At 42.6% G+C, this 19,985-nt stretch carries 16 protein-coding genes; 3 read left to right on the top strand and 13 right to left on the bottom strand.

Annotated elements, in window-relative coordinates; all coding sequences use genetic code 11:
• Positions 1–3: 3 nt before the first annotated feature.
• The 5 genes from NQ503_RS03905 to NQ503_RS03885 are packed head-to-tail and all read right to left on the bottom strand — an operon-like array spanning position 4 to position 7,162.
• Entirely contained in the window at positions 4–1,503 is a 1,500-nt protein-coding gene (locus tag NQ503_RS03905; protein ID WP_005421881.1) for an ATP-binding protein, read from the bottom strand.
• Positions 1,493–2,863, bottom strand: coding sequence for a vWA domain-containing protein (locus NQ503_RS03900; protein ID WP_044924706.1), 1,371 nt, complete (start codon positions 2,861–2,863; stop codon positions 1,493–1,495). Before NQ503_RS03900 ends, NQ503_RS03905 begins: the two co-directional genes overlap by 11 nt.
• Complete coding sequence (locus tag NQ503_RS03895) at positions 2,860–3,831, bottom strand: leucine-rich repeat protein (protein WP_005421873.1); 972 nt, start codon at positions 3,829–3,831, stop codon at positions 2,860–2,862. Before NQ503_RS03895 ends, NQ503_RS03900 begins: the two co-directional genes overlap by 4 nt.
• Positions 3,828–6,608, bottom strand: a complete 2,781-nt coding sequence (locus NQ503_RS03890; protein WP_005421871.1) for a translation factor GTPase family protein — start codon at positions 6,606–6,608, stop codon at positions 3,828–3,830. Before NQ503_RS03890 ends, NQ503_RS03895 begins: the two co-directional genes overlap by 4 nt.
• Complete coding sequence (locus NQ503_RS03885) at positions 6,605–7,162, bottom strand: TetR/AcrR family transcriptional regulator (RefSeq protein ID WP_005421870.1); 558 nt, start codon at positions 7,160–7,162, stop codon at positions 6,605–6,607. The genes NQ503_RS03890 and NQ503_RS03885 overlap by 4 nt, the downstream gene beginning before the upstream one ends.
• 192 nt (positions 7,163–7,354) lie before the next feature.
• Here NQ503_RS03885 and glgB point away from each other — a divergent pair, with 192 nt between their 5' ends.
• Positions 7,355–9,139, top strand: coding sequence for a 1,4-alpha-glucan branching protein GlgB (gene glgB, locus NQ503_RS03880; protein WP_044924704.1), 1,785 nt, complete (start codon positions 7,355–7,357; stop codon positions 9,137–9,139).
• A gap of 52 nt (positions 9,140–9,191) precedes the next feature.
• Here the strand turns inward: glgB and NQ503_RS03875 are convergent, their stop codons facing one another.
• The 7 genes from NQ503_RS03875 to NQ503_RS03845 form a co-directional block, all read right to left on the bottom strand.
• Positions 9,192–9,632 (bottom strand): threonine/serine exporter family protein, encoded by a 441-nt coding sequence (locus tag NQ503_RS03875; protein ID WP_044924702.1) that lies wholly within the window; start codon positions 9,630–9,632, stop codon positions 9,192–9,194.
• Positions 9,629–10,393, bottom strand: a complete 765-nt coding sequence (locus NQ503_RS03870) for a threonine/serine exporter family protein (RefSeq protein WP_005421864.1) — start codon at positions 10,391–10,393, stop codon at positions 9,629–9,631. The genes NQ503_RS03875 and NQ503_RS03870 overlap by 4 nt, the downstream gene beginning before the upstream one ends.
• Positions 10,394–10,438: 45 nt before the next feature.
• Positions 10,439–11,878, bottom strand: a complete 1,440-nt coding sequence (locus tag NQ503_RS03865; protein WP_044924698.1) for a glycosyltransferase family protein — start codon at positions 11,876–11,878, stop codon at positions 10,439–10,441.
• A 132-nt stretch (positions 11,879–12,010) separates the two neighbouring features.
• Complete coding sequence (gene malQ, locus NQ503_RS03860; RefSeq protein ID WP_259893395.1) at positions 12,011–13,510, bottom strand: 4-alpha-glucanotransferase; 1,500 nt, start codon at positions 13,508–13,510, stop codon at positions 12,011–12,013.
• Positions 13,511–13,669: 159 nt separating this feature from the next.
• A complete protein-coding gene (gene rhaM / locus NQ503_RS03855; RefSeq protein ID WP_005421851.1) occupies positions 13,670–13,981 on the bottom strand; it encodes an L-rhamnose mutarotase in 312 nt (103 codons plus the stop codon).
• A 104-nt stretch (positions 13,982–14,085) separates the two neighbouring features.
• Positions 14,086–15,108, bottom strand: coding sequence for a rhamnose ABC transporter substrate-binding protein (locus NQ503_RS03850; RefSeq protein WP_259893394.1), 1,023 nt, complete (start codon positions 15,106–15,108; stop codon positions 14,086–14,088).
• 66 nt (positions 15,109–15,174) lie between these two features.
• Entirely contained in the window at positions 15,175–16,674 is a 1,500-nt protein-coding gene (locus tag NQ503_RS03845; RefSeq protein ID WP_005421982.1) for an L-fucose/L-arabinose isomerase family protein, read from the bottom strand.
• A gap of 149 nt (positions 16,675–16,823) precedes the next feature.
• Here NQ503_RS03845 and NQ503_RS03840 point away from each other — a divergent pair, with 149 nt between their 5' ends.
• Positions 16,824–17,738 carry a helix-turn-helix transcriptional regulator gene (locus tag NQ503_RS03840; RefSeq protein ID WP_005421981.1) on the top strand — a complete coding sequence of 305 codons (915 nt, stop codon included), beginning with the start codon at positions 16,824–16,826 and terminating at the stop codon, positions 17,736–17,738.
• Between the two features lie 178 nt (positions 17,739–17,916).
• On the top strand, positions 17,917–18,126 hold the full coding sequence (locus NQ503_RS03835; protein WP_259893392.1) for a hypothetical protein: 210 nt from the start codon (positions 17,917–17,919) through the stop codon (positions 18,124–18,126).
• Positions 18,127–18,421: 295 nt separating this feature from the next.
• Here NQ503_RS03835 and ltrA read toward each other — a convergent pair whose 3' ends face one another.
• Positions 18,422–19,708: a group II intron reverse transcriptase/maturase gene (ltrA, locus tag NQ503_RS03830; RefSeq protein ID WP_005422030.1), complete on the bottom strand. Its 1,287-nt coding sequence runs from the start codon at positions 19,706–19,708 to the stop codon at positions 18,422–18,424.
• Positions 19,709–19,985 lie beyond the last annotated feature (277 nt).

Genomic DNA, 19,985 nt, shown 5'->3' with positions numbered 1-19,985 from the left:
GTTTTACAGTTCTTCTATCCTTCTTCGGATTTCCTGGCTCGCATCTTCAAACAACAGATCCCGGTTGTAGCGGATATAGCGTTCACATTCATACGTTTCCAGGAAACGAACGCAGGAATAATCTGTATTAATACCAGATACGAAAATTACCATCTCCTGACTGTTATAAAATGCTGCCTCCATAAAATCAAATGCATATTCCAGCGTAGAACCTGACTCGTCCCAGACAGCATCCCAGGACGCACGGTATTCTCCGAAAGCATTCTTTACAATGTCAAAGGCTTCTTCCCAGTTTTCTGTCTGCTCTTTTTTTAGAAGCGTCACATATCCTTCCAGCACTTCAACAGCTTTTCGGATCGTGCGATCCTCTCTTCGCTCCAGAAGCCCCTCTGTCTGCTTACGTTCTCTTTCTGCCCGAAGGTTATCCACAAAATCTCCGAGACGCTGTACCAGATTTCCACCTTCCTGTGGTTCTTTCAGGCTTTTAAGCACTTCAAAAACTTTTTCCAGCACATCTTCCTGAAGAACAGCATCACGTACTGCCTGGCGAACGCCTGAGAATAGCAGGTTAACCACACTGACTCGCTCATCGAATGACGCATGAGAAACTTTTTTGACCATTGCCTCTGACGGCTGTCCTTTCAGGATTTCTGCGATCTGATAATCCTGCTGATATTTCTGATAGAGTTCATAATATTCTGCAAATTCCTTTGCAATCCGCTCATGCTGGATATACTGTCCGACCACATCTGCCGTGATATTCTTGTCAAGCTTCTCATAAACTTCCATGATTCTTGACAGATCTTCCCAGCCACGCGGCGTTGCAAACTGTTTGCCATCAATCGTTGTTTCCATCTGATAGAAACAGTTATTTCGAAGTTCCAGATAAGAAAGAATTGCAGGATGAATATTTTCTTTGAATGCATATTCTTTCCAGACACGATAATCCGGTTCTACTGTGATCTTCTTGACACGATCCAGTGTAACAACATCAAAATCACGGACGGATTTGTTGTATTCCGGTGGGTTACCTGCTGCTACGATCACCCAGCCTTTTGGAATTTCATGATTTCCAAAAGTTTTGCACTGCAGAAACTGCAGCATCGCCGGAGCCAGTGTCTCTGAAACACAGTTAATCTCATCGATAAACAGAATTCCCTCGGTAAGTCCGGTTTCTCTCATACGGTCATAAATGCTCGCCACAATCTCACTCATCGTGTACTCTGTCGCTGAATATTCCCTGCCTCCATATTCTTTCTTAGAGATAAATGGAAGACCGATCGCACTCTGTCTAGTGTGATGTGTGATCGTATAAGCGACCAGTGCCACACCACACTCTCTGGCTGCCTGTTCCATGATCTGTGTCTTTCCGATTCCCGGTGCTCCCAGAAGAAGTACCGGTCTCTGATGTACCCGTGGTATCACATATTCATCATACTCGTTTTTCAGAAGATACGCCTGTACAGTATCTATGATTTCCTGTTTTGCCTGTTTAATATTCATAATGCTCTGCTGTCCTCTCTCTTTCCAGTGCCTTGGTATCCAGTATCAACTTGATCGCCCATGGCGGCACATCCACATCCCGATAATCATCTTTCATAAAAATGAATGCCGTATCATACGGCGGCATCTTCGCCGGGAACATCCCATATCCATCTGTAAAGTACAGAAGTCCTCGCAGCCGCTGAAAGCTGCCCATTTTCAGAAGCTGATCCACATAGGCAAATGCCGGACGAAAATCTGTCCCGCCAAATCCCCGGATTGTAAAGTCCTGGAGATACGCCTCCATCTCCCGCTGATCATGAATCACCTGATCATCCTGAATCTTTTCATCACACTGAATGATATGTACCTGAATCTTACGGAAAAAGCTCTCCGACTCAGACAGCACACTGTACGTTTCCTCCAGAAAACGACGGATCAGGCTGCCGTTACAGGACATCGATGTATCCAAAACAATCACAAAGTCTTCGATTTTCTTCATCTCTTTTGTTTCCAAAGGCTCGATCAGAGGCATATTTCCATATAATTCCAATCCCAGATTATAGTAGATCGGATCAAAGGAATCCATATCCACCTGCATCTCTTCTTTTAGAACCGAAAACTTCCGCAGAAACTCCCGGTAGTCATAACGCTTCCGGTTCTCTGCCTGTAAATGCTCCACAAGTCCCGGAGAATCACCTGCCGCTTCTTTTGAAAAAAGTTCAATCTCCGTCTGCATCTTGCGTCGCATCTCTTCCCATTCTTTCTGGTGACTCGCCATTCCACTGCGATTCTGCGGTGTATACCAGAAATGATGATCGTCACGCCTGAATTCCTGCTCCAATCGGATAATCTCGTTTTCTTCGCATTCCATCAACAGATAAAACATCGCATCGGCTGTAAGAACGTTCTTTTTTTCCTTCCACTGGCGGTACTTTTCTCTTCGGAAACTGTTCGGTCGGATATAGACCGCTTTCTCATAAAGGTCATCCATGACATTCTCTACTGCAATATCTGCCGCCAGGTTCCAGAGTCTCTGATCACTTTCTTCTTTTACTTTGCGATTCCAGAGATGACAAAACAGACAATGAAGCAGTTCATGCAGATACATACGATTGATCCATACTTTGTTTTGTATAAATGTATTCAAAAGCCATGTCGGCGAAGCAAAAAGCAGTTTCCCGTCAGTTCCCATAACATCTGTCTCACCCGAAACAGTCGGACGCAGTGCCCCGAATGCACTTTGGAGAAAACGCATGGCAACAGCCATCTCATTTCTGGAGTTTTTCAGAATGTCCTCGCAGATTTCCAAAGTTTCTTCTTCTTTTTTTCTCTCTTCGTGAACAAAATTTCCAAATTTGCCCCTGTACTCTTTTTTCACAGTTCAAATGCCTTTCTCTGTTTTCTTCCATGTTTCTGTAGTTCATTCATTAAAATGCTGACACATCTGGAATCATTCGCACTCTGTGCCGTTTCAAGCATCTTTTCTGTTTCTGCCCGATCTGGCGCAAGTTTCCTCAGGATACGCTGCATGGAATCATATGCTTTCTGTTCTCCCAGAAGCCTTATTGCCTGCTGTATGTGTTCCTTTATATATATGAGATACTTTTCTTTTGCCTCATCTGTCATGCTTACCGGATAAAGAATTCGGTCCAGTGCCAGATTCAATACGATCCGCTCCTGTTCCCAGGCAACTGCATATGGAAATAGCCGGTCGTATTCCAACGTATTGATCTTTTTATGTACGAAACTGTTTCGATAACGAATTCCGCTTCCATGCACATGATTTTCCAGGATCCTGGCAGGCGTGTTTTCCACACCTTCTTCAAAAAATTCCGGAAACCAGAACCTTCCATATTCCCCATCTATCGTTATGTCAACGCATAGTGTCTCCGGAAGCTCTGTCAGGAAATCCCGTAAACTGGATTCTCCCTTTTCATCGGTCTCCACCGCAATCTGTTCCATCCTGTGGCAGCCGGTAAGTGCTCCTGCACCCAGGTCCTGCATTTTTCCATAGAACGTAAGCTTCTTAAGATGAAAACAGTTATAAAAAGCATACCGGCCAATCTTCCTGAGCTGACGTGGAAGACGGATTTCTTCTACACGATTTCCCGCAGCTTGCGGCATATCATCCTCAGGTCGTGTCGCCCTGCCGTTCTCTGTGCAAAAATTTTCTTTTTCCTGCATCATTTTTAATTCTGTCGAATCGATATGGTCCGAAAAAATATACGCGCCCAACTCCGTCACCGGAAAGCCTTCCAGCATATCCGGAAGTTCTACGATCGTATCGTATCCATATACACGGTCAATGCAGATTCCTGTTTTGTTTCTTTTATATAAATAGATCATTTATTTTCTCCCAGACGGATTTTTTCCATTTGCTCCTGCATCTCCTCTGACATATGATCAAACAGATACGTTTTGCTGCTCTGTCTGCGCTGATGCCATTCTTCTCTGGCAGTTTTTTCCGTATCTTCTATCTCTTTCTTCAATCCCTGTGCAGAGATTCTGTGGGCGCCCTGTCCCATAATGATGACCTGTTCCAGCCCATCAGAAGTCGCAACCGTTACCTGATACTGTCTGCCGATCCTGTGGACCGTCTTTTCAATATACTGGTCTGCTGTCTCGGCCTCTTTCGTGTAAACCACATAGATATTATGATACGGAATGATTTCTTCCACATGTCCCTCCACTTTGTAGGCATCAAAAACAAGAATCAGCGTACATTTACGATACCCCTGATAGTTACTTAAGATATCCATCAATTTGTCGCATGCAGCATGAATATTTTCCTTTGCAAGTTCATTCAGTTCTTCCCAGGAAAAGATGATATTGTATCCATCCACCAGCAGATATTCTTCCTGTCGCGGTTTCCTTGCTCTGTAACGGGTAGCCGGCGTCGAACTGTGTACGGTCTTTTTCTGGAAAGCAGTACGGTCACGCTTCATCGGCCCAAAAGTACGTTCAAAAATAGCCTGCAGTTCTTCCTCTTCTTCATAGCTTCCGCTGTAAGAAAACTTTCCGTTTTTTCCACTGATATTTCTGGAAATGTTTGCGTTATCCACCGCTGTACCCGGATTTTGCGCACTTTCCACATCCTCATACCAGCTTTCACTGTCCAGTTCATCCATATCCACACCACTTTGCAGATGCATATAAGCTTCTACCTGATCCCAGGGAACAACAAAACCAGCTCCATGCGCGCAAAATACAGATCCTGTCGGATTTTCCAGATCCGCTTCCGGATCATATCCAATATTCTGTATCACTTCATCCTGATTCTTACATGGTGCATATCCTTTAAGGCTGCAAAAAAGTTTTCCTGTTCCATGTGTGTAGGAAACCACTTCTTTCTGGTAATCCCGCATCTGAGCGACAGCCGCAGTCCCTTTGAGAATTGCAGTTTCGCCCTCTACCTCCGGTGCATCAAACGTTCCCTGCATCTTCTGGACATCTGCCATTGCTCGTCCTATCATCTCTGCCGGTACTTCCAGTCGGAATTCATAATACGGTTCCAGAAGAATATTTCTTGCTTTGCGAAGTCCCTGACGTACCGCACGGTAAGTTGCCTGTCGGAAGTCACCACCCTCCGTATGTTTCGCATGTGCCCTTCCGGTAAGAATCGTAATCTGCACATCAGTCAGTGGCGATCCAGTCAATACACCAATATGCTCCTTTTCTTCAAGATGCGTCAGAATCAGTCTCTGCCAGTTTCGTGCAAGTACATCCTCACTGCATGCAGTAAAGAACTGGCATCCGCTTCCTGGTTCCCCCGGTTCGATCAGAAGATGTACTTCTGCATAATGACGGAGCGGTTCAAAATGTCCCACACCTTCTACCGGCTCTGCAACCGTTTCTTTATAAACAATACTTCCAGCACCAAATTCCACAGCCACATGAAAACGATCCCAGATCATTTTTTTCAGAATCTCAATCTGCACTTCGCCCATCAGCTGTGCATGAATTTCCGCCAGCTGACTGTCCCAGAGAATATGAAGCTGCGGTTCTTCCTCTTCCAACTGACGCAGCTTTTGGAGCATCTGATGTGGATCACAGTCATCCGGAAGGATAATCTGGTAATTCAGGACAGGTTCCAGAACCGGAAGTTCTGATTCCCGTTCAATTCCCAGTCCCTCTCCCGGATAGGTTCTCGTAAGTCCTGTCACCGCACAGACCGTTCCGGCTTCTGCTTCCGGTGTCAGTTCATATTTTGCTCCGGAGTACAGACGAATCTGATCTGCCTTTTCTTCCCAGGCAGCCTCTTCTGCTTTACGCCCCGGCAGAATCTGTCCGTTTGAATTTGAAGAAAGCAGTGTCTTTACTTTAAGACTGCCTCCTGTGATTTTCATATACGTAAGACGATTTCCCTGTTCATCTCTGGCGATCTTGAATACTTTTGCGCCAAATTCTGTCGGACGCTCTGGTTCTGCTGTATATTGCTGTACACCATTCCAGAAATCCTTAACGCCTTTTTCTTTAAGTGCAGAACCAAAATAACACGGGAAGATTTTTCGCTGTACGATCAGTCGTACAATATCACGGTCTTCGACGATGTCTGTTTCCAGGTATGTTTCCAGAAGGTCTTCCTCACAGACCGCAATGTTTTCCAGCTGCTCTGGAGTAAGTTCATACATTCCGTAATCTGTATCCTGTGTTCTCCCAAAATCCACACAATTTTCATGAAGATGCTGCTTCAGATCATTCAGCAATGCATCGTGATCTGTTCCCTGCTGATCCATCTTATTGACAAACAGGAATATCGGAATCTGATATCGCTCCAGAAGTCTCCACAAAGTCATCGTATGGCTCTGCACACCGTCCATTCCATTGATCACCAGAATCGCATAATCGAGGACCTGCAGCGTACGTTCCATTTCAGCTGAAAAATCCACATGTCCCGGTGTATCCAAAAGCGTCACTTCCATATTTTCTGTTTTTAGCAACGCTTGCTTGGAAAAAATCGTAATCCCTCGTTCTTTTTCCAGTTCATATGTGTCAAGAAAAGCATCTCCATGATCTACACGGCCAATCTTTCGGATCTCACCGCACAGATACAGAAGTTCTTCTGACAGAGTTGTCTTTCCGGCATCTACATGTGCCAGAATTCCAATAACCAGTTTTTTCATTCATGTTCTCTTCTTTCTTCTATATACAAAGGGGCCAGTTTTCGCACGATCGTCTCACTGACATGGATCAGTGTATCCAGATCATTTTTCTGATTATTCAGATACGCATGAAAGCATCCCTGAATACAGAAGGAAAGCATGATATCTTTCTCCGGATCAGTCTCATACTGCGGATATTTTTCCACGATCAGCCGTTTCAATTCTGTTTCCAGACAGTCACCTAGATGACTTTTTTCTGTTCCGGAAAACAAAATATTGATCAGTGAATGATTCGATACCAGAGCCATATATAAATTTCTTGTGAACACATCCGGATCTTTAAACGGTGATTCCTGCTGACTGGAAATATTTTTGATCACTGTCGTGATCGTCTCTGACTCCAGCATCTGTGAAAGTGCATAAATATCCTCATAATGACTGTAAAAAGTTGATTTATTGATGCATGCCAGGCTGCACAGCTCTTTCACCGTAATTTTCTCCAGTGGCTTCGCTGCACGCAATTCCAGAAATGCATTTCGGATTGCTCTCTCTGTTTTTTCTATTCTGATATCCATGTTTCCTGTTCTCCTTTTTCCGACAGATTTTATAAATCGTCGGTTATCCACCGCTTATGCCAAATCGTCGGTGGACAATCCCCCTGTTTCTTTAGTATAAAGTAACTATAATACCTGCGGATTGCTCCGCACTTTTACCTTTTAGTATACTCAAAAAAGCAACTAATGTCTATTATCTACAAGGAGAATATGATGGATTTTTATGGATTTTATACAGGAAAAATTTTTGACGCTTATAAATATCTCGGCGCCCATGTTGAAGAAAAAGGCGTAACTTTTCGTACTTTTGCACCTTCAGCCTCCCGCATCACTCTGATCGGGGACTTCAATGACTGGCAGGAATGGGAAATGAACAAAGTTTCTGACGGTAATTTCTGGGAATGCTATGTTCCACAGGCAAAAGCCGGTCAGATGTACAAATATAAGATTTATGACCGTAACGGTAATCCAGTCGATCATTGCGATCCGTATGGATTTGGCATGGAGCTTCGCCCAAGCAGTGCCTCTATCATTCGTGACATGTCAAAATACAAATTCAAAGACAGCCAGTGGTTGCAAAGCCGCAGCGACTGCCGAAAAAAACCGTTGAACATTTACGAAATTCATTTTGGTTCTTTTCGCAAGCCTTCTGACAAAGCAGATGACTGGTATAACTATGAAGAAATGATTGATATTCTGATTCCATATCTGGTCAAAAATGGCTATAACTATCTGGAGATCATGCCTCTGAATGAATATCCATGTGATGAATCCTGGGGCTATCAGGCAACCGGTTTTTTCAGTCCGACTTCCCGATACGGAACAGCTGATCAGCTGAAGGCCTTCATCGATGCCTGTCACAAACATAACATCGGCGTATTGATGGATTTTGTTCCGGTTCATTTTGCTGTAGATGCTTATGGCCTTGCGAATTACGATGGAACCGCACTTTATGAATATCCGAACTCTGCGGTTGGTGTCAGTGAATGGGGAAGCTGCAACTTCATGCATTCCCGCGGCGAGACCCGAAGCTTCCTGCAGTCCTGTGCAAACTACTGGATCAGAGAATTCCATATGGATGGTATCCGTATGGATGCGATCAGCCGTGCCATCTACTGGCAGGGCGATCCGGCAAGAGGCGTCAACCTCAATGCTGTAGAATTCCTGCAGTATATGAATCAGGGACTGAAGTGCATGCATCCTTCTGTGATTCTTGCAGCCGAAGATTCCACTTCTTTCCCAAAAGTAACCGATCCGGTCGATCAGGGCGGCCTTGGTTTTGATTATAAATGGGATATGGGATGGATGAACGATACGCTGAATTACTTCCGTACCGCGCCGGAATACCGCCCGGAAAACTATCACAAACTGACATTCTCCATGATGTACTACTATGATGCCCGTTTCCTGCTCCCGCTGTCTCACGATGAAGTTGTTCACGGCAAAGCAACGATCATGCAGAAAATGAGCGGCGACTATGAATACAAATTTCCACAGGCGCGTTCTCTGTATATGTACATGTATGCGCATCCGGGCAAAAAGCTGAATTTCATGGGAAATGAAATCGGCCAGTTCCGTGAATGGGATGAAAAACGCGAGCAGGACTGGATGCTTCTGGATTATCCACTTCATGCTGGATTCGCCCGTTTCATGAAAGACCTGAATAAATTGTATCTGGAACACTCTGCTTTCTGGGAAAAAGATTATGAAGCAGATGGTTTCCAGTGGATCGACTGCCATCAGGAAGGATGCTGCATCTATGTATTTGAACGCTGCAGCAAAAAAGAGCGTATGATTTCTCTTTTTAACTTTTCCGACCAGGAACAGGTATATGAACTGCACATTTCTGATGCACAGAAATTAAAAGAACTCTTGAACAGCAATCTCACTGTTTATGGCGGAACCCAGAAACGTAAAAGTGCCACAAAGGCAATAAAAGACGGCAAGATCGTCCTGACCCTGCCGCCATACTCTTCTGTTTATTATCTTGCTGAATAATATTATAAATTTACAGGGCCGCAATCACCTGACAGTGACCGCAGCCCTGATTCTATTTCTTCTTTATACTTCTGAGGAAATAGCAGATTGCCCACGCAATACTCATTCCCGCTGCAATTCCAAATGCAAAGAGAAAAGTATCCCTTCCATATTCCAGTGCCTGTACCGTGTTCCCTTCCACTATACTATTCATGCAGTAATAAAGTGTACTTCCGGGAATCAACGGAATAACAGAAGTTACAAAAAAGGATGTAGACGTTTCTTTACAGATTCTTGCAAGAATTTCCGCATACACATCTACAATAAAGCCTGCCAGCAATGACGGAAGAAAGACATTTCCCCGAAGTCCTTTTCCGAGAAGAAACACCATCCAGCTTATAAATCCACCAGCTGCTGCCAAAGGCAGGTATTTCTTTTTCATATGGAAGAGAATTCCAAATCCCACGGAACCAAGGGCTCCGGTAATCAGCTGTATTACAATTGTTGTGTTCAAAGCCCCAGCCTCCTAAACAGAAGAATTGCCCCCATAAATCCAAGTGCCAGTGCGGCCGCCAGAAGCAATGCCGCAATCAGACGGATAATTCCGGAAAGTGTATCACCAATCAGCACATCCCGGATAGCATTTGTTGACATAAGACCTGGAATCAAAAGCATAATGTCCCCAATCATAATCTTATCCATATGAAGGAACGGGCAAAGCAAAACAAGTCCACAAATAACACATCCTGTCAGAAAAGAAGCAGCAAACTGAAACGTCACTTCATTCATACACACTGGTCGAAAATATTGCTGTAATGCCCAGATCAAAACAGCCCCAAGTCCTGCCGCAATCGCATCCGAAATACTTCCACCATAAAAAAGTGCAAAACTACTGGCCGCCAGAAGGCTTCCAAAAAGTTTCCAGAGTGGCTTTGGTCTGTCTGCATTGATCTTATCAAATTCTTTTCGAAGTTCTGTGGCAGAAACAGGCTGCCTGCAAAAACGACGACTCAAGTCATTTAACTGCTCCAGCTTGGTAAAATCATTTCCGCCATCTTCCCGTACCCGGCGAGTCTGTGTACGCGCTCCGTCTCCCGGAAATTCCATCGTAATGACAATACTGGATGTGATCACAAAAACATTCATCTGAGTAGCACCACAGGCATAGCCCATTCGATTCAGTGTATCCTCCACCCGGAAGATCTCTGCACCGCTGTTTAACAGTGCATCGCCCATATCAAGAAAAACATGCAAATAATCTTTGGCTGTCTGCATGAGAATTACTCCTTTAATCTTCTGAAAATATCTTAAGTATAAATCTTAATCACGGACAATACAACTTCTTTCTATCCATGGAACAGCCAGCATAGTCAATAAAGGCAATATACTTACTGACTGCCTCGGATGCGCCTCCCAGAAAATATAAAAGACAAGCGCACCACACCAGTAGATTGCCAGGATCCAGCTGTATTTGTCTGTTTTTTTCTTACGAAATGTGCAACACACGCCAGACAGGATCAGAACATACAATACTATATTGTAAGCCTGCATATATGTTCTGAACAAACCGGATTTTTTACCAACGAGCCAGTCATAGCAGGTTGTTTTTTCCACTACATTTTTTGTGTATTGAGTATATCCATGTGTACCGATTCCCCATACAATTGCTTCTTTCTTTATGGCAAGCTTCAGATTCCCCAGCACTCCATTCTCACGAAGATGTTCAAGATAGACCTTTTTATTATTTTCCACTTTTTCTTCATGTGTCGGAAAACTGCGTGTAAACCTCATATCTTTTACATTGTACGTTCCATTGCCATGGCTTCCCATCATCAGAAAATGCTCAATCGTAATCGCCGAATCATAAGTATCCATGTCTACATGGTAACGATATACTCCACCCCATGCCAACTGAAAAATCAGCAGACCACATACCAGTGGAATCCCAAATGTAAGTAACTTTTTCCAATACTTATTCAGCAAGATCCAGACGCCAGCCGCAAGTACTATAAAAATGCTGGTTACACGAATGCAGGTTGCAAACCCGATCAGAAATCCGGCAACAAGAAAGTGTATCATCTTCCAGTGATTTTTTTTCTTGTAACAGCCGTAAATAATAAAACCTACACCGGCCATAACCAGTCCGGCTGATATCGTATCAGTATAATAATAAGACGCGTATGCGTAAAAAGAAGGATTCGTAAGAAGTAATACCATATATACCGCGGTTGTTCGAATCGTAGTAACTTTTTTTAAAATAAGGAATGCAGATACATACATAACAAGGATCAACAGCACATTAAACAATCCAGCCGCAATCCGGTAATCCATACCTGTAAATGCTGCCATACGGAATACATAGTAGATTACGATTGCCAGTGGAATATTATTTGTATTATAAGCAAAGTACTTCGATTCGCCAAAACTGATTTTCCCTGTCTCCACCATATCTACACAATAATCATAAATATGATTCAGATCCACTTCCGGAACCAGTCGCATATGAAAAACAATATATGTCTGCACAATAACCGCTGCGAATATCCCTGCTATGGTCAGGTAGTACAGTGTTCTCTCCGATAATCGCCGGAACAGTGTCAGGCTTCCTGCAAATACTGCTGCATAGCATAGCAACACCAGTATTACTTTTGTTATATTTATATCTTTCATAACAAGAGGCTCAACAAATGACACAAATGATACAAACAATGCAGCTATTATTACAAAACAATATGTTATTTTTTCTATGGATTTTTTCATTCTATTATTCCTCGTTTCCGAATAGCTACAATCTTCTGTGCTCATTTTAGCATAGTATAATTTTATTGTCATCTGTATCATTTACAGAAGAAAAAAGAACGCCAGTTGCCTGACGTTCTTGAATGATCTTTATTATCTTCTTCCGTAGCGTGTTGCCAGTTCCAGCATTTCTTTCTGAAGTTCTGCCGTGAACTGTCCTTCTTTTAATCTCCACTTCCAGTTCTTTCCAAGTGTGGATGGCTGATTCATTCGTGCGGAATTATCGAGTCCCAGATAATCCTGCATCGGCACGATACAGAGATTCGCAACACTCTGCATTACCAGACAGATCAGGTCGTCACACAGTTCCTTACCGGAGTCCTTGAAATTATTCAGATATTTACGCACCTGCCGTCTCTCTGCCGGAGTGATATCCTCCAGCCAGGAAAGCAGTGTTTCATTATCATGTGTTCCCGTATAAACAACGCAGTTTCTTGGATAGTTGTGTGGCAGGTAGTCACTGGCATTTCCGGTATCACGCTCATCAAAGGCAAACTCAATAACCTTCATATTCGGATAGCCACTCTCTTCTACCAGTCTCTTAACACTGTCTGTCATATATCCAAGGTCTTCTGCGATGATCTCCCTGTCACCAAGACTTGCGGAAATTGCACGGAACAGATCGATTCCAGGTCCTTTTTCCCACCATCCGTTTTCTGCTGTCGCATCGCCATAAGGAATTGCATAGTATTCATCAAATCCACGGAAATGATCAATCCTTACAACATCATACAGACGGAAACAATTGGCAATTCGTTTGATCCACCATTCATATCCGGAGTTGCGATGCACTTCCCAGTTATACAGCGGGTTTCCCCAGAGCTGACCAGTCGCGGAAAATCCATCCGGAGGGCATCCGGCCACCTGTGTCGGGCAATTCTTCTCATCGAGTTTGAAGAGCCATGGGTTTGCCCAGGTATCCGCACTGTCCATTGCTACATAGATTGGAATATCACCAATGATCTGGATTCCTTTTTCATTGGCATAAGCTTTCAGTTTCATCCACTGCTGGCGGAATTTAAACTGCATATATTCCTGAAATTCAATTTCGAAATACATTTCTTCTCTGTAATAATCCAGTGCATTCTGCCAGCGAAGGCGGATATCCTCTGCCCATTCACTCCACTGTACACCGCCGAAACGCTTCTTCACTGCCATAAAGAGTGCATAATCTTTCAGCCACCATGCCTCTTCTTCCTGGAACTTACGGAATTCTGGATCCATATAAATATTGCTTCTTTCATATGCTTTTCGAAGAAGAATCATACGGCCTTCGTATAATTTTGCATAGTCAACACTTGACTCATTATCTCCAAAATCAACACTGTCACATTCTTTTTTGGTGAGAACCCCTTCTTTTATCAGCTCTTCCAGGCTGATAAAATATGGATTTCCAGCAAAAGTGGAGAAGGACTGGTATGGAGAATCTCCATAGCTGGTCGGCCCCAGCGGCAGGATCTGCCAGTAACTCTGGCCGGCAGCCTTCAGTGCATCTACAAATTCATATGCTTTTTTGTCAAAACATCCGATTCCATATTTTGAAGGCAGGCTGCTGATTGGAAGCAGCACGCCGCATTTTCTTTTCTTTACCATTTTCTTTCCTCCCTCTATTTCTCTTGTAAACACGGAAAACCAGGCGGTGTTTCACGCCCGGCAGTCCTACTTCGTCCGTTATACTTATTTTGACATAAAAAGGTGGGAATCGTCAATGTTCAGAATTGATTGTTTATGTTAAATTTTGAAGATATTTTTTTAATCCAGATGAAAAACCGTATGAAGATCTATGCACACCGGACTGTTATCTGGATTTGTTTCCATAATATCAGCCATGAAATCCCACCATTTGCGATTGATTTCTGTATCCGCACTCTCACTCCATCGCTTTTCATCTTCAACCTCTATATATCCAAATAAAGTAAGCGTCCCTTTGTCCAGAAAAATAGAATAGTTCTTGCCGCCATATTCATGTATCATATCTTTCATTTCCGGCCAGAGCAGATTATGTCTTCTTTCATACTCCGCTTCCTGTCCTTCATATAATTTCATTTTGAATGCTTTTATCATTTTCGCCCCTCCAATATTTTTCTGCAAAGTTTTTAGGACTGCCGTATGTAGCAGTACAGCAGTCCTGTTTCCAAGGGTTCTATTAATTTGTAATTAGCGCCTGATTAATAAACATCTTTCCATTCTTCGATATTGGATGGATCAAATTTGAATGGAGATCCAAGAATAACTTCTGTACCACCATCGGAAGCTTCTGTAACTTCGTAATCGCCAAGATCTCCTGCTGTGAATTTATCCCCAACAGCTCCTGTAATTTCTTCATTTACAAGTGCAATAGATGTATAAGCTCCCAGACGACCTACATCTTCTGGATTCCAAAGGAACATATACGGGCAGGAATGTGCATCATCATCTCCGATGTATTCAGACATTTCAGATGGAAGACCAAGACCAGTCAGTTTGCATGAAGAACCATTGTCCTGCAGAACCTTAGCTGCTGCTGCAATACCAACAGTTGTCGGCGCACAGATTACTTTCAGATCAGGATATGTCTGAAGCAGAGCCTGTGTAACGTCTGTAGATTTCTGTGGTTCATCATCACCATATGCCACCTCTACAAGCTCCAGCTTACTGTATTTATCATCTTTCATTACTTCTTTCATAGCTTCGATCCAGGCATTCTGGTTTGTCGCCTGAGAAGTTGCAGATACAATTGCCCACTGTCCTTCTCCACCGGAAATATCAAGTACCGCATCCATAAGTGCTTCACCGATTTCTGTTACACCAGCCTGATTTACAAAGGTCATACGGCTATCCGGGTTTACTTTTGCATCAAGGCAGGATACTTTGATTCCTTCATTCATTGCATCTTCCAGTGCTGCCTGAAGTGCATTTTCGTCATTACCTGCAATACAGATTCCATCTACCTGCTGAGAAATCAGAGACTGGATTACAGAAATCTGCGCGTCTGCAGTTGCTGTCTCTGGATGTTTTATAATGGCTGTGCCACCTTCTGCTTCAATGACTTCTTTGAATCCCTGTGCCTCTTTTTCATTGTACGGATTACCTGCTGCCTTTGTAACGATTGCAAAAGTTTTTCCCTCTGCTGCACCTGCCGCAAATACAGGGGATACTGTTCCCAGAACCATTGCTCCGCAAAGAAGTGCACTGATCACTTTTTTATTCATTTCTTTTTCCTCCTTTAAAATGAAATTATAAATTTTATACTTAAACACGCTCGTGTAAGTATGTCTTTAATATATTGCATATGGAATATCCATAAGCTCAGCTATTTTCTTAAAAAGCTCAGCGTTATGTCCGACCGAGAGTGCCAGATGATGCGTCGGTGCTTCCTGGAACCACCGGTCCATGTACTCAGCCGGTTTCTGACTGAACCGAATATGAGTGGAAGTGTTTCCATTCAACAAGATTGGTGCATCAATTGCTTCACCTTCACTAATGTTGAACTTTAATCTTCCATCTCCTGTCTGCGTTACTCCCAGAGTTGTTACTGCTCCCGGCCTTACCTTCGCTTCTACAGAAACTCCGCTTCCTCGCTTTCCATGGTAAACTCCCATTCCACGCAAAATAGGTTTTCCTTTTGATATTGCAAAATGGAACGGACCATCATGTCCAAGAATCATTGTATCCCTGTTAAAATCAGCTGCAACGATCTCACAGAAACTTCCTCCAGTTCCACAGATATCTGCAATTTTCATTGCCAGAGCTGTTTTTATATCACCTTCACCGGCACACGCTATCCCCTGTGCATTTAAAAGCGAGAATCCTACAATAAAACCACTCTGCACTTCTTCCAGATAATCATCACGACCATGGTAATAATAGGAAACACTGTCCAGATTTCTCTCCCTGACCATCTTTTCCTGTGCAATTGCCACCTTTGCAGACCATGTAAGCTGCTCTTCGGTTGGTTTCTTTGCAATAGGATCCGATGGTGAATCTCCGGAAATTTCGAAGAAATCCTGAATTTCTTTCAGTTTTTCCTGTACTTCCTCTTCTGTGACTGTTTTGAGATATGCGTCAAGGTCACTCATTTCAAGGACTTCAATATCAATTCCTGTTTGTGCCTGAAGCATTGTAAAATCACTGTACATATCAAGCATGCCGCTGTAATAACCACCAAGGAAACCAAATCTTGCCCACTGGAGATTCCGTTTCACAGCCGCTGCCCTGCACCATTCCTCAATTTGTTTCCATGCTCTGACCGCTTCCGGTCTTTCACAGGTTACTTCATCTGCCTTTGCAAAATCAGGTGTTTCTGTAAGACCAAGAAGTCCATTTACTGCACGAAACGTAATTCCCGCACGATTAAAGGCATTGGAAATTTCCGGAATGGAACATCCGACACACTGTGCCAGCCATCGGTCTGTGCCGGTAGTATCATATGCCATTTCCGCAGTCGGCTGCAGATTTAATATAATAACAGGCGCATTGTTGATCTGATGAACAGGAAGTACTGTTGCACTTGCGTAATAGGTTGCCGCATGTGAGAATACAATATCAACATTATTCTTATTGAAAAATTCACCTGCTTCGCGTCCTTTTTCCTCTGTATCTACCATTCCGAAATTGAACACTTCGCCCCATTCGCTGAGTCTTTTCTCAATAAATCTGTTATACCCCATGAGGCAGTCATACAATCCTTCAAACTGTCCCCAATATGTATTTAATCCCGCACTGTAAAGTCCGATGCGTGCTTTTTTCGGTGGTTTGATTTTTGTCAATCCGCTCATTTCGCATACTCCTTATATAAATATCTTGTTCTCAATTTATCTTGTTTCTTTTCGTTTACATGCTTATTATAAGCTGATATAATCTAAACTACATTAGTTTATATTGGCGCAAAATATCAATATCTTGCTACATAATTGAAGGAGTTTTTATGCAAAATATATCGACTCATAAATATATGGAAAAGCTGGATCTGACTTGGAGTGATGATTCGATTCGTTTTATTAATACAGCTACGCCCAGAGCGCGTCAGACTTTTTTCTATGTGCAGGAAGCAGGGGATTTCTGTACTTCCTCCCCCTATTTCACTGAAAGAGAAAACCTGAACAGTTTCCTTATCATCTACACACTTCGTGGTAAGGGATTACTGAAATATCACGGGAGTCAGTATTCTCTGCATCCGGGAACCACCGCATACATAAACTGTATGGAACACCATCACTATGAATGTCTGCAAAAACAGAACTGGGAATTTCTGTGGCTTCATTTTAATGGTCCCTCAGCACTCGGCTATTATGAAGAATTTATGCGGAGTAATTTTCATATTCTGGATTCTCTTGATCCGTTTTTTATGGAAAGTACCATGCGCAGAATTCTTTCTATTACACAGCGAAAAGATATTCATTCAGAAATACTCTCGTCATGTCTAATCATTAATATACTGACGCGTATTCTGATTGAAAATGACACTGAAAATCTCAGTCTGGGATTTATGCCTACATACCTGAAAACAGTTTTAAAGGCAATCGATCAGCATTTTCAGGAGCCCTTATCCCTTGAGTCGCTCGCCATCGCAGCAGGTGTCAGCAAATATCACCTTGCCCGCGAATTCAAAAAATACATCGGTATGCCACCTAATGAATATCTGATTGTCACCCGGCTGAATCACTCCAAAACACTTTTAAAATATGAAGACCTAACGATCGAAGAAATTGCATATTCCTGTGGGTTTCATCAGGTAAGTCATTACATTAATCTCTTCAAAAAGCACGAAGGATGTACTCCTTTAAAATTCCGCAGGGAATGGCACAGTAACGAAGCTGTCAAACCATCCGATGCACAGTAAAAAGTCCCCAGACACCATCAATATGTATCCAGGGAACTTTTCTTTTTACCAGAACTAATTGCACTATTTAAAACAATTTTTGACAACCGTGAAATACCATAATAAAAAAACAACCTCCCGGATATACTAATCTTCAAGACTTTTTTAAGTCTGAATTTGTATACCATGGAGGTTATTTATGTCAAAAAATTCTTCTACAAAACCAAAGACTCCTACGAACCAGGAGGTCACTGATTCTTATGATTTTCTCTCAAATGCAGCATCTACCCAGGACTGTACTGGGCTGATTCCGTCAGGCCCGGTAAATGAGGATGAGCTGGAATCCTATGAAGCGCTATATCATTATCAGCCACCCAAAATCAAAGATACTTACCCAAATGATAAATGAAGCCCAGCAGCTCTTCCCGCATATATAACAAAGCGGACAAGTCCGCTTCAAACTCCCTGAATTCCTCAATCTTTGAGGGACTTGTTCCGCTTTGCGTGCCAGATGCAGTCTGCTTCAGCAGACATATTCCTCATGCATCTGGTCGCATCCTCGCGGAGCGTTTTTATGTAATAGGAACATTACAGAGTAATTGTAAAGTAGGTCAGAGGGTTTTTGCCCTCTTTCCCCTCATCAAACCGTACGTGAGGTTTTCCCTCATCCGGCTTTCCGACATTCTTCTTTCTACAGCATTACGTCATGCCTCCATTAGTTGTAAGCCTTTTTCCTGTAATCGTATCTTAGTTGCATACAGTCCTTTTAGTTTTCGCGTCTGCTGACGTTTCTTATTATTCCATCTGCAAAATGTACATAAAATATACCAGTCTATTGCCCGCATCCACTTTCTGTCATTCCTTGTTTTATAATAGTTTCTCCATCCTGTTATTTTAGGATTTAGAACTTTTATCAATTCTTCTTCTGTTTTTACCAACAGGTATCTCTGATTTATACTCTCTTTGACAGTCCGCTTCATTTTCTTCATGGCTTTCTTGCTTGGGTATTGATATGTCTCTCCATATCGGTTCCCTTTCTTATTTATTTTTAAAAATCTCCTGTGGTGCAGTCCAAGAAAGTCGAATCCTTCTGTTCCGTCCCACATGTTTACTATTTTCGTTTTTACTGGATGTAATCTTAAGTCCAGCTTTCCCATGATATATTGCAACAGGCTTTGTGCATGATTCACACTTTTCTTGTTTTTACAGATTATTACTGTATTGTCTGCGTATCTTACAAGAATCCCATGGGTACGTCCATACTTTTCCCATAGTCTATCCAGTGTGTTTAAATATATATTTGCCAGTAGTGGTGAAATGACTGACCCCTGACTTGTTCCGAGTTCTGAAATCGTCAGTATACTTCCGTACAAAATCCCAGACCTCATCCACTGTCTTATCAGCTTCAGTATTCTTCGGTCTGATATGCGTTGTTCTATCAGTATCATCAGCTTGTCTTGGTTTACATTATCAAAGAACTTTTCTATATCTGCATCCACAACATAGTAGCCTTTGTTATTACATGCTTTCCTTACTACTTCCAGTGCTTGTTTTGCACTTCTTTTTGGTCGGAATCCATATGAACATTCTCTGAAATCAGCTTCAAATACCGGTTCTATGGCTATCTTTGCTGCCATTTGTACAATCCGGTCTCTTACTGTCGGTATCCCAAGTGGTCTTTCACTTCCATCTGGTTTTGGTATCATCACTCTTTTCACTGGAGATGGGATATACTTTCCCTCTATCAGTTCTTTTTTGAGTTCTTTTAGATACTTCTCGATTCCCATCTTTTCTATATCTTCTATTCTGATACCATCAACTCCACTGGAACCTTTATTGGCTTTTACTCTTTTCCATGCTTCAATCAGCACATCGTCCCGATATACCTTATCATATAACGCATGGAATCTTCGTTTTTGGCATTTCTTGGCTGTTAGATATAGTTTGTTTTGAAGTTGTCGTACTTTTTCTTTGGAGTTATTAGTCTTCATGACATTCTCTCACACTTACCCTCTCTACAAACTTGAATGAAGTAAGGAACCTTCCCTTGGCTATGTTTTGTTTCATAACTGTCTTTGGTACTATGTTCCTCTCCGACTCCCTCTTATCAAGAATCCGATTTCGTCTTCTACTTATACGGTTCTTCTTTACCTGTCTGGTGATAAGTAGAGTCTCCCCAGTTCCGGGGCACACCTTTCATACATACCGTTCCCCATATACCGGAGGATTTTCGTTGGTGCTTTTCCAGTTTCTTCCCAATTTCCATGG

It is taken from the genome of Blautia obeum ATCC 29174 (genome assembly GCF_025147765.1).
Taxonomy (GTDB): Bacteria; Bacillota; Clostridia; order Lachnospirales; family Lachnospiraceae; genus Blautia_A; species Blautia_A obeum.
Note: the sequence above shows the minus strand (reverse complement) of the source record. Positions and strands in the feature narration are given on the sequence as shown.

Bases quoted from the DNA above. Each gene is read 5' to 3' on its own strand.
- NQ503_RS03905 (WP_005421881.1), bottom strand. From the start codon at position 1,503: ATGAATATTAAACAGGCAAAACAGGAAATCATAGATACTGTACAGGCG.
- NQ503_RS03895 (WP_005421873.1), bottom strand. From the start codon at position 3,831: ATGATCTATTTATATAAAAGAAACAAAACAGGAATCTGCATTGACCGT.
- NQ503_RS03890 (WP_005421871.1), bottom strand. From the start codon at position 6,608: ATGAAAAAACTGGTTATTGGAATTCTGGCACATGTAGATGCCGGAAAG.
- NQ503_RS03885 (WP_005421870.1), bottom strand. From the start codon at position 7,162: ATGGATATCAGAATAGAAAAAACAGAGAGAGCAATCCGAAATGCATTT.
- glgB (WP_044924704.1), top strand. From the start codon at position 7,355: ATGGATTTTTATGGATTTTATACAGGAAAAATTTTTGACGCTTATAAA.
- NQ503_RS03870 (WP_005421864.1), bottom strand. From the start codon at position 10,393: ATGCAGACAGCCAAAGATTATTTGCATGTTTTTCTTGATATGGGCGAT.
- NQ503_RS03865 (WP_044924698.1), bottom strand. From the start codon at position 11,878: ATGAAAAAATCCATAGAAAAAATAACATATTGTTTTGTAATAATAGCT.
- malQ (WP_259893395.1), bottom strand. From the start codon at position 13,510: ATGGTAAAGAAAAGAAAATGCGGCGTGCTGCTTCCAATCAGCAGCCTG.
- rhaM (WP_005421851.1), bottom strand. From the start codon at position 13,981: ATGATAAAAGCATTCAAAATGAAATTATATGAAGGACAGGAAGCGGAG.
- NQ503_RS03850 (WP_259893394.1), bottom strand. From the start codon at position 15,108: ATGAATAAAAAAGTGATCAGTGCACTTCTTTGCGGAGCAATGGTTCTG.
- NQ503_RS03845 (WP_005421982.1), bottom strand. From the start codon at position 16,674: ATGAGCGGATTGACAAAAATCAAACCACCGAAAAAAGCACGCATCGGA.
- NQ503_RS03840 (WP_005421981.1), top strand. From the start codon at position 16,824: ATGCAAAATATATCGACTCATAAATATATGGAAAAGCTGGATCTGACT.
- NQ503_RS03835 (WP_259893392.1), top strand. From the start codon at position 17,917: ATGTCAAAAAATTCTTCTACAAAACCAAAGACTCCTACGAACCAGGAG.
- ltrA (WP_005422030.1), bottom strand. From the start codon at position 19,708: ATGAAGACTAATAACTCCAAAGAAAAAGTACGACAACTTCAAAACAAA.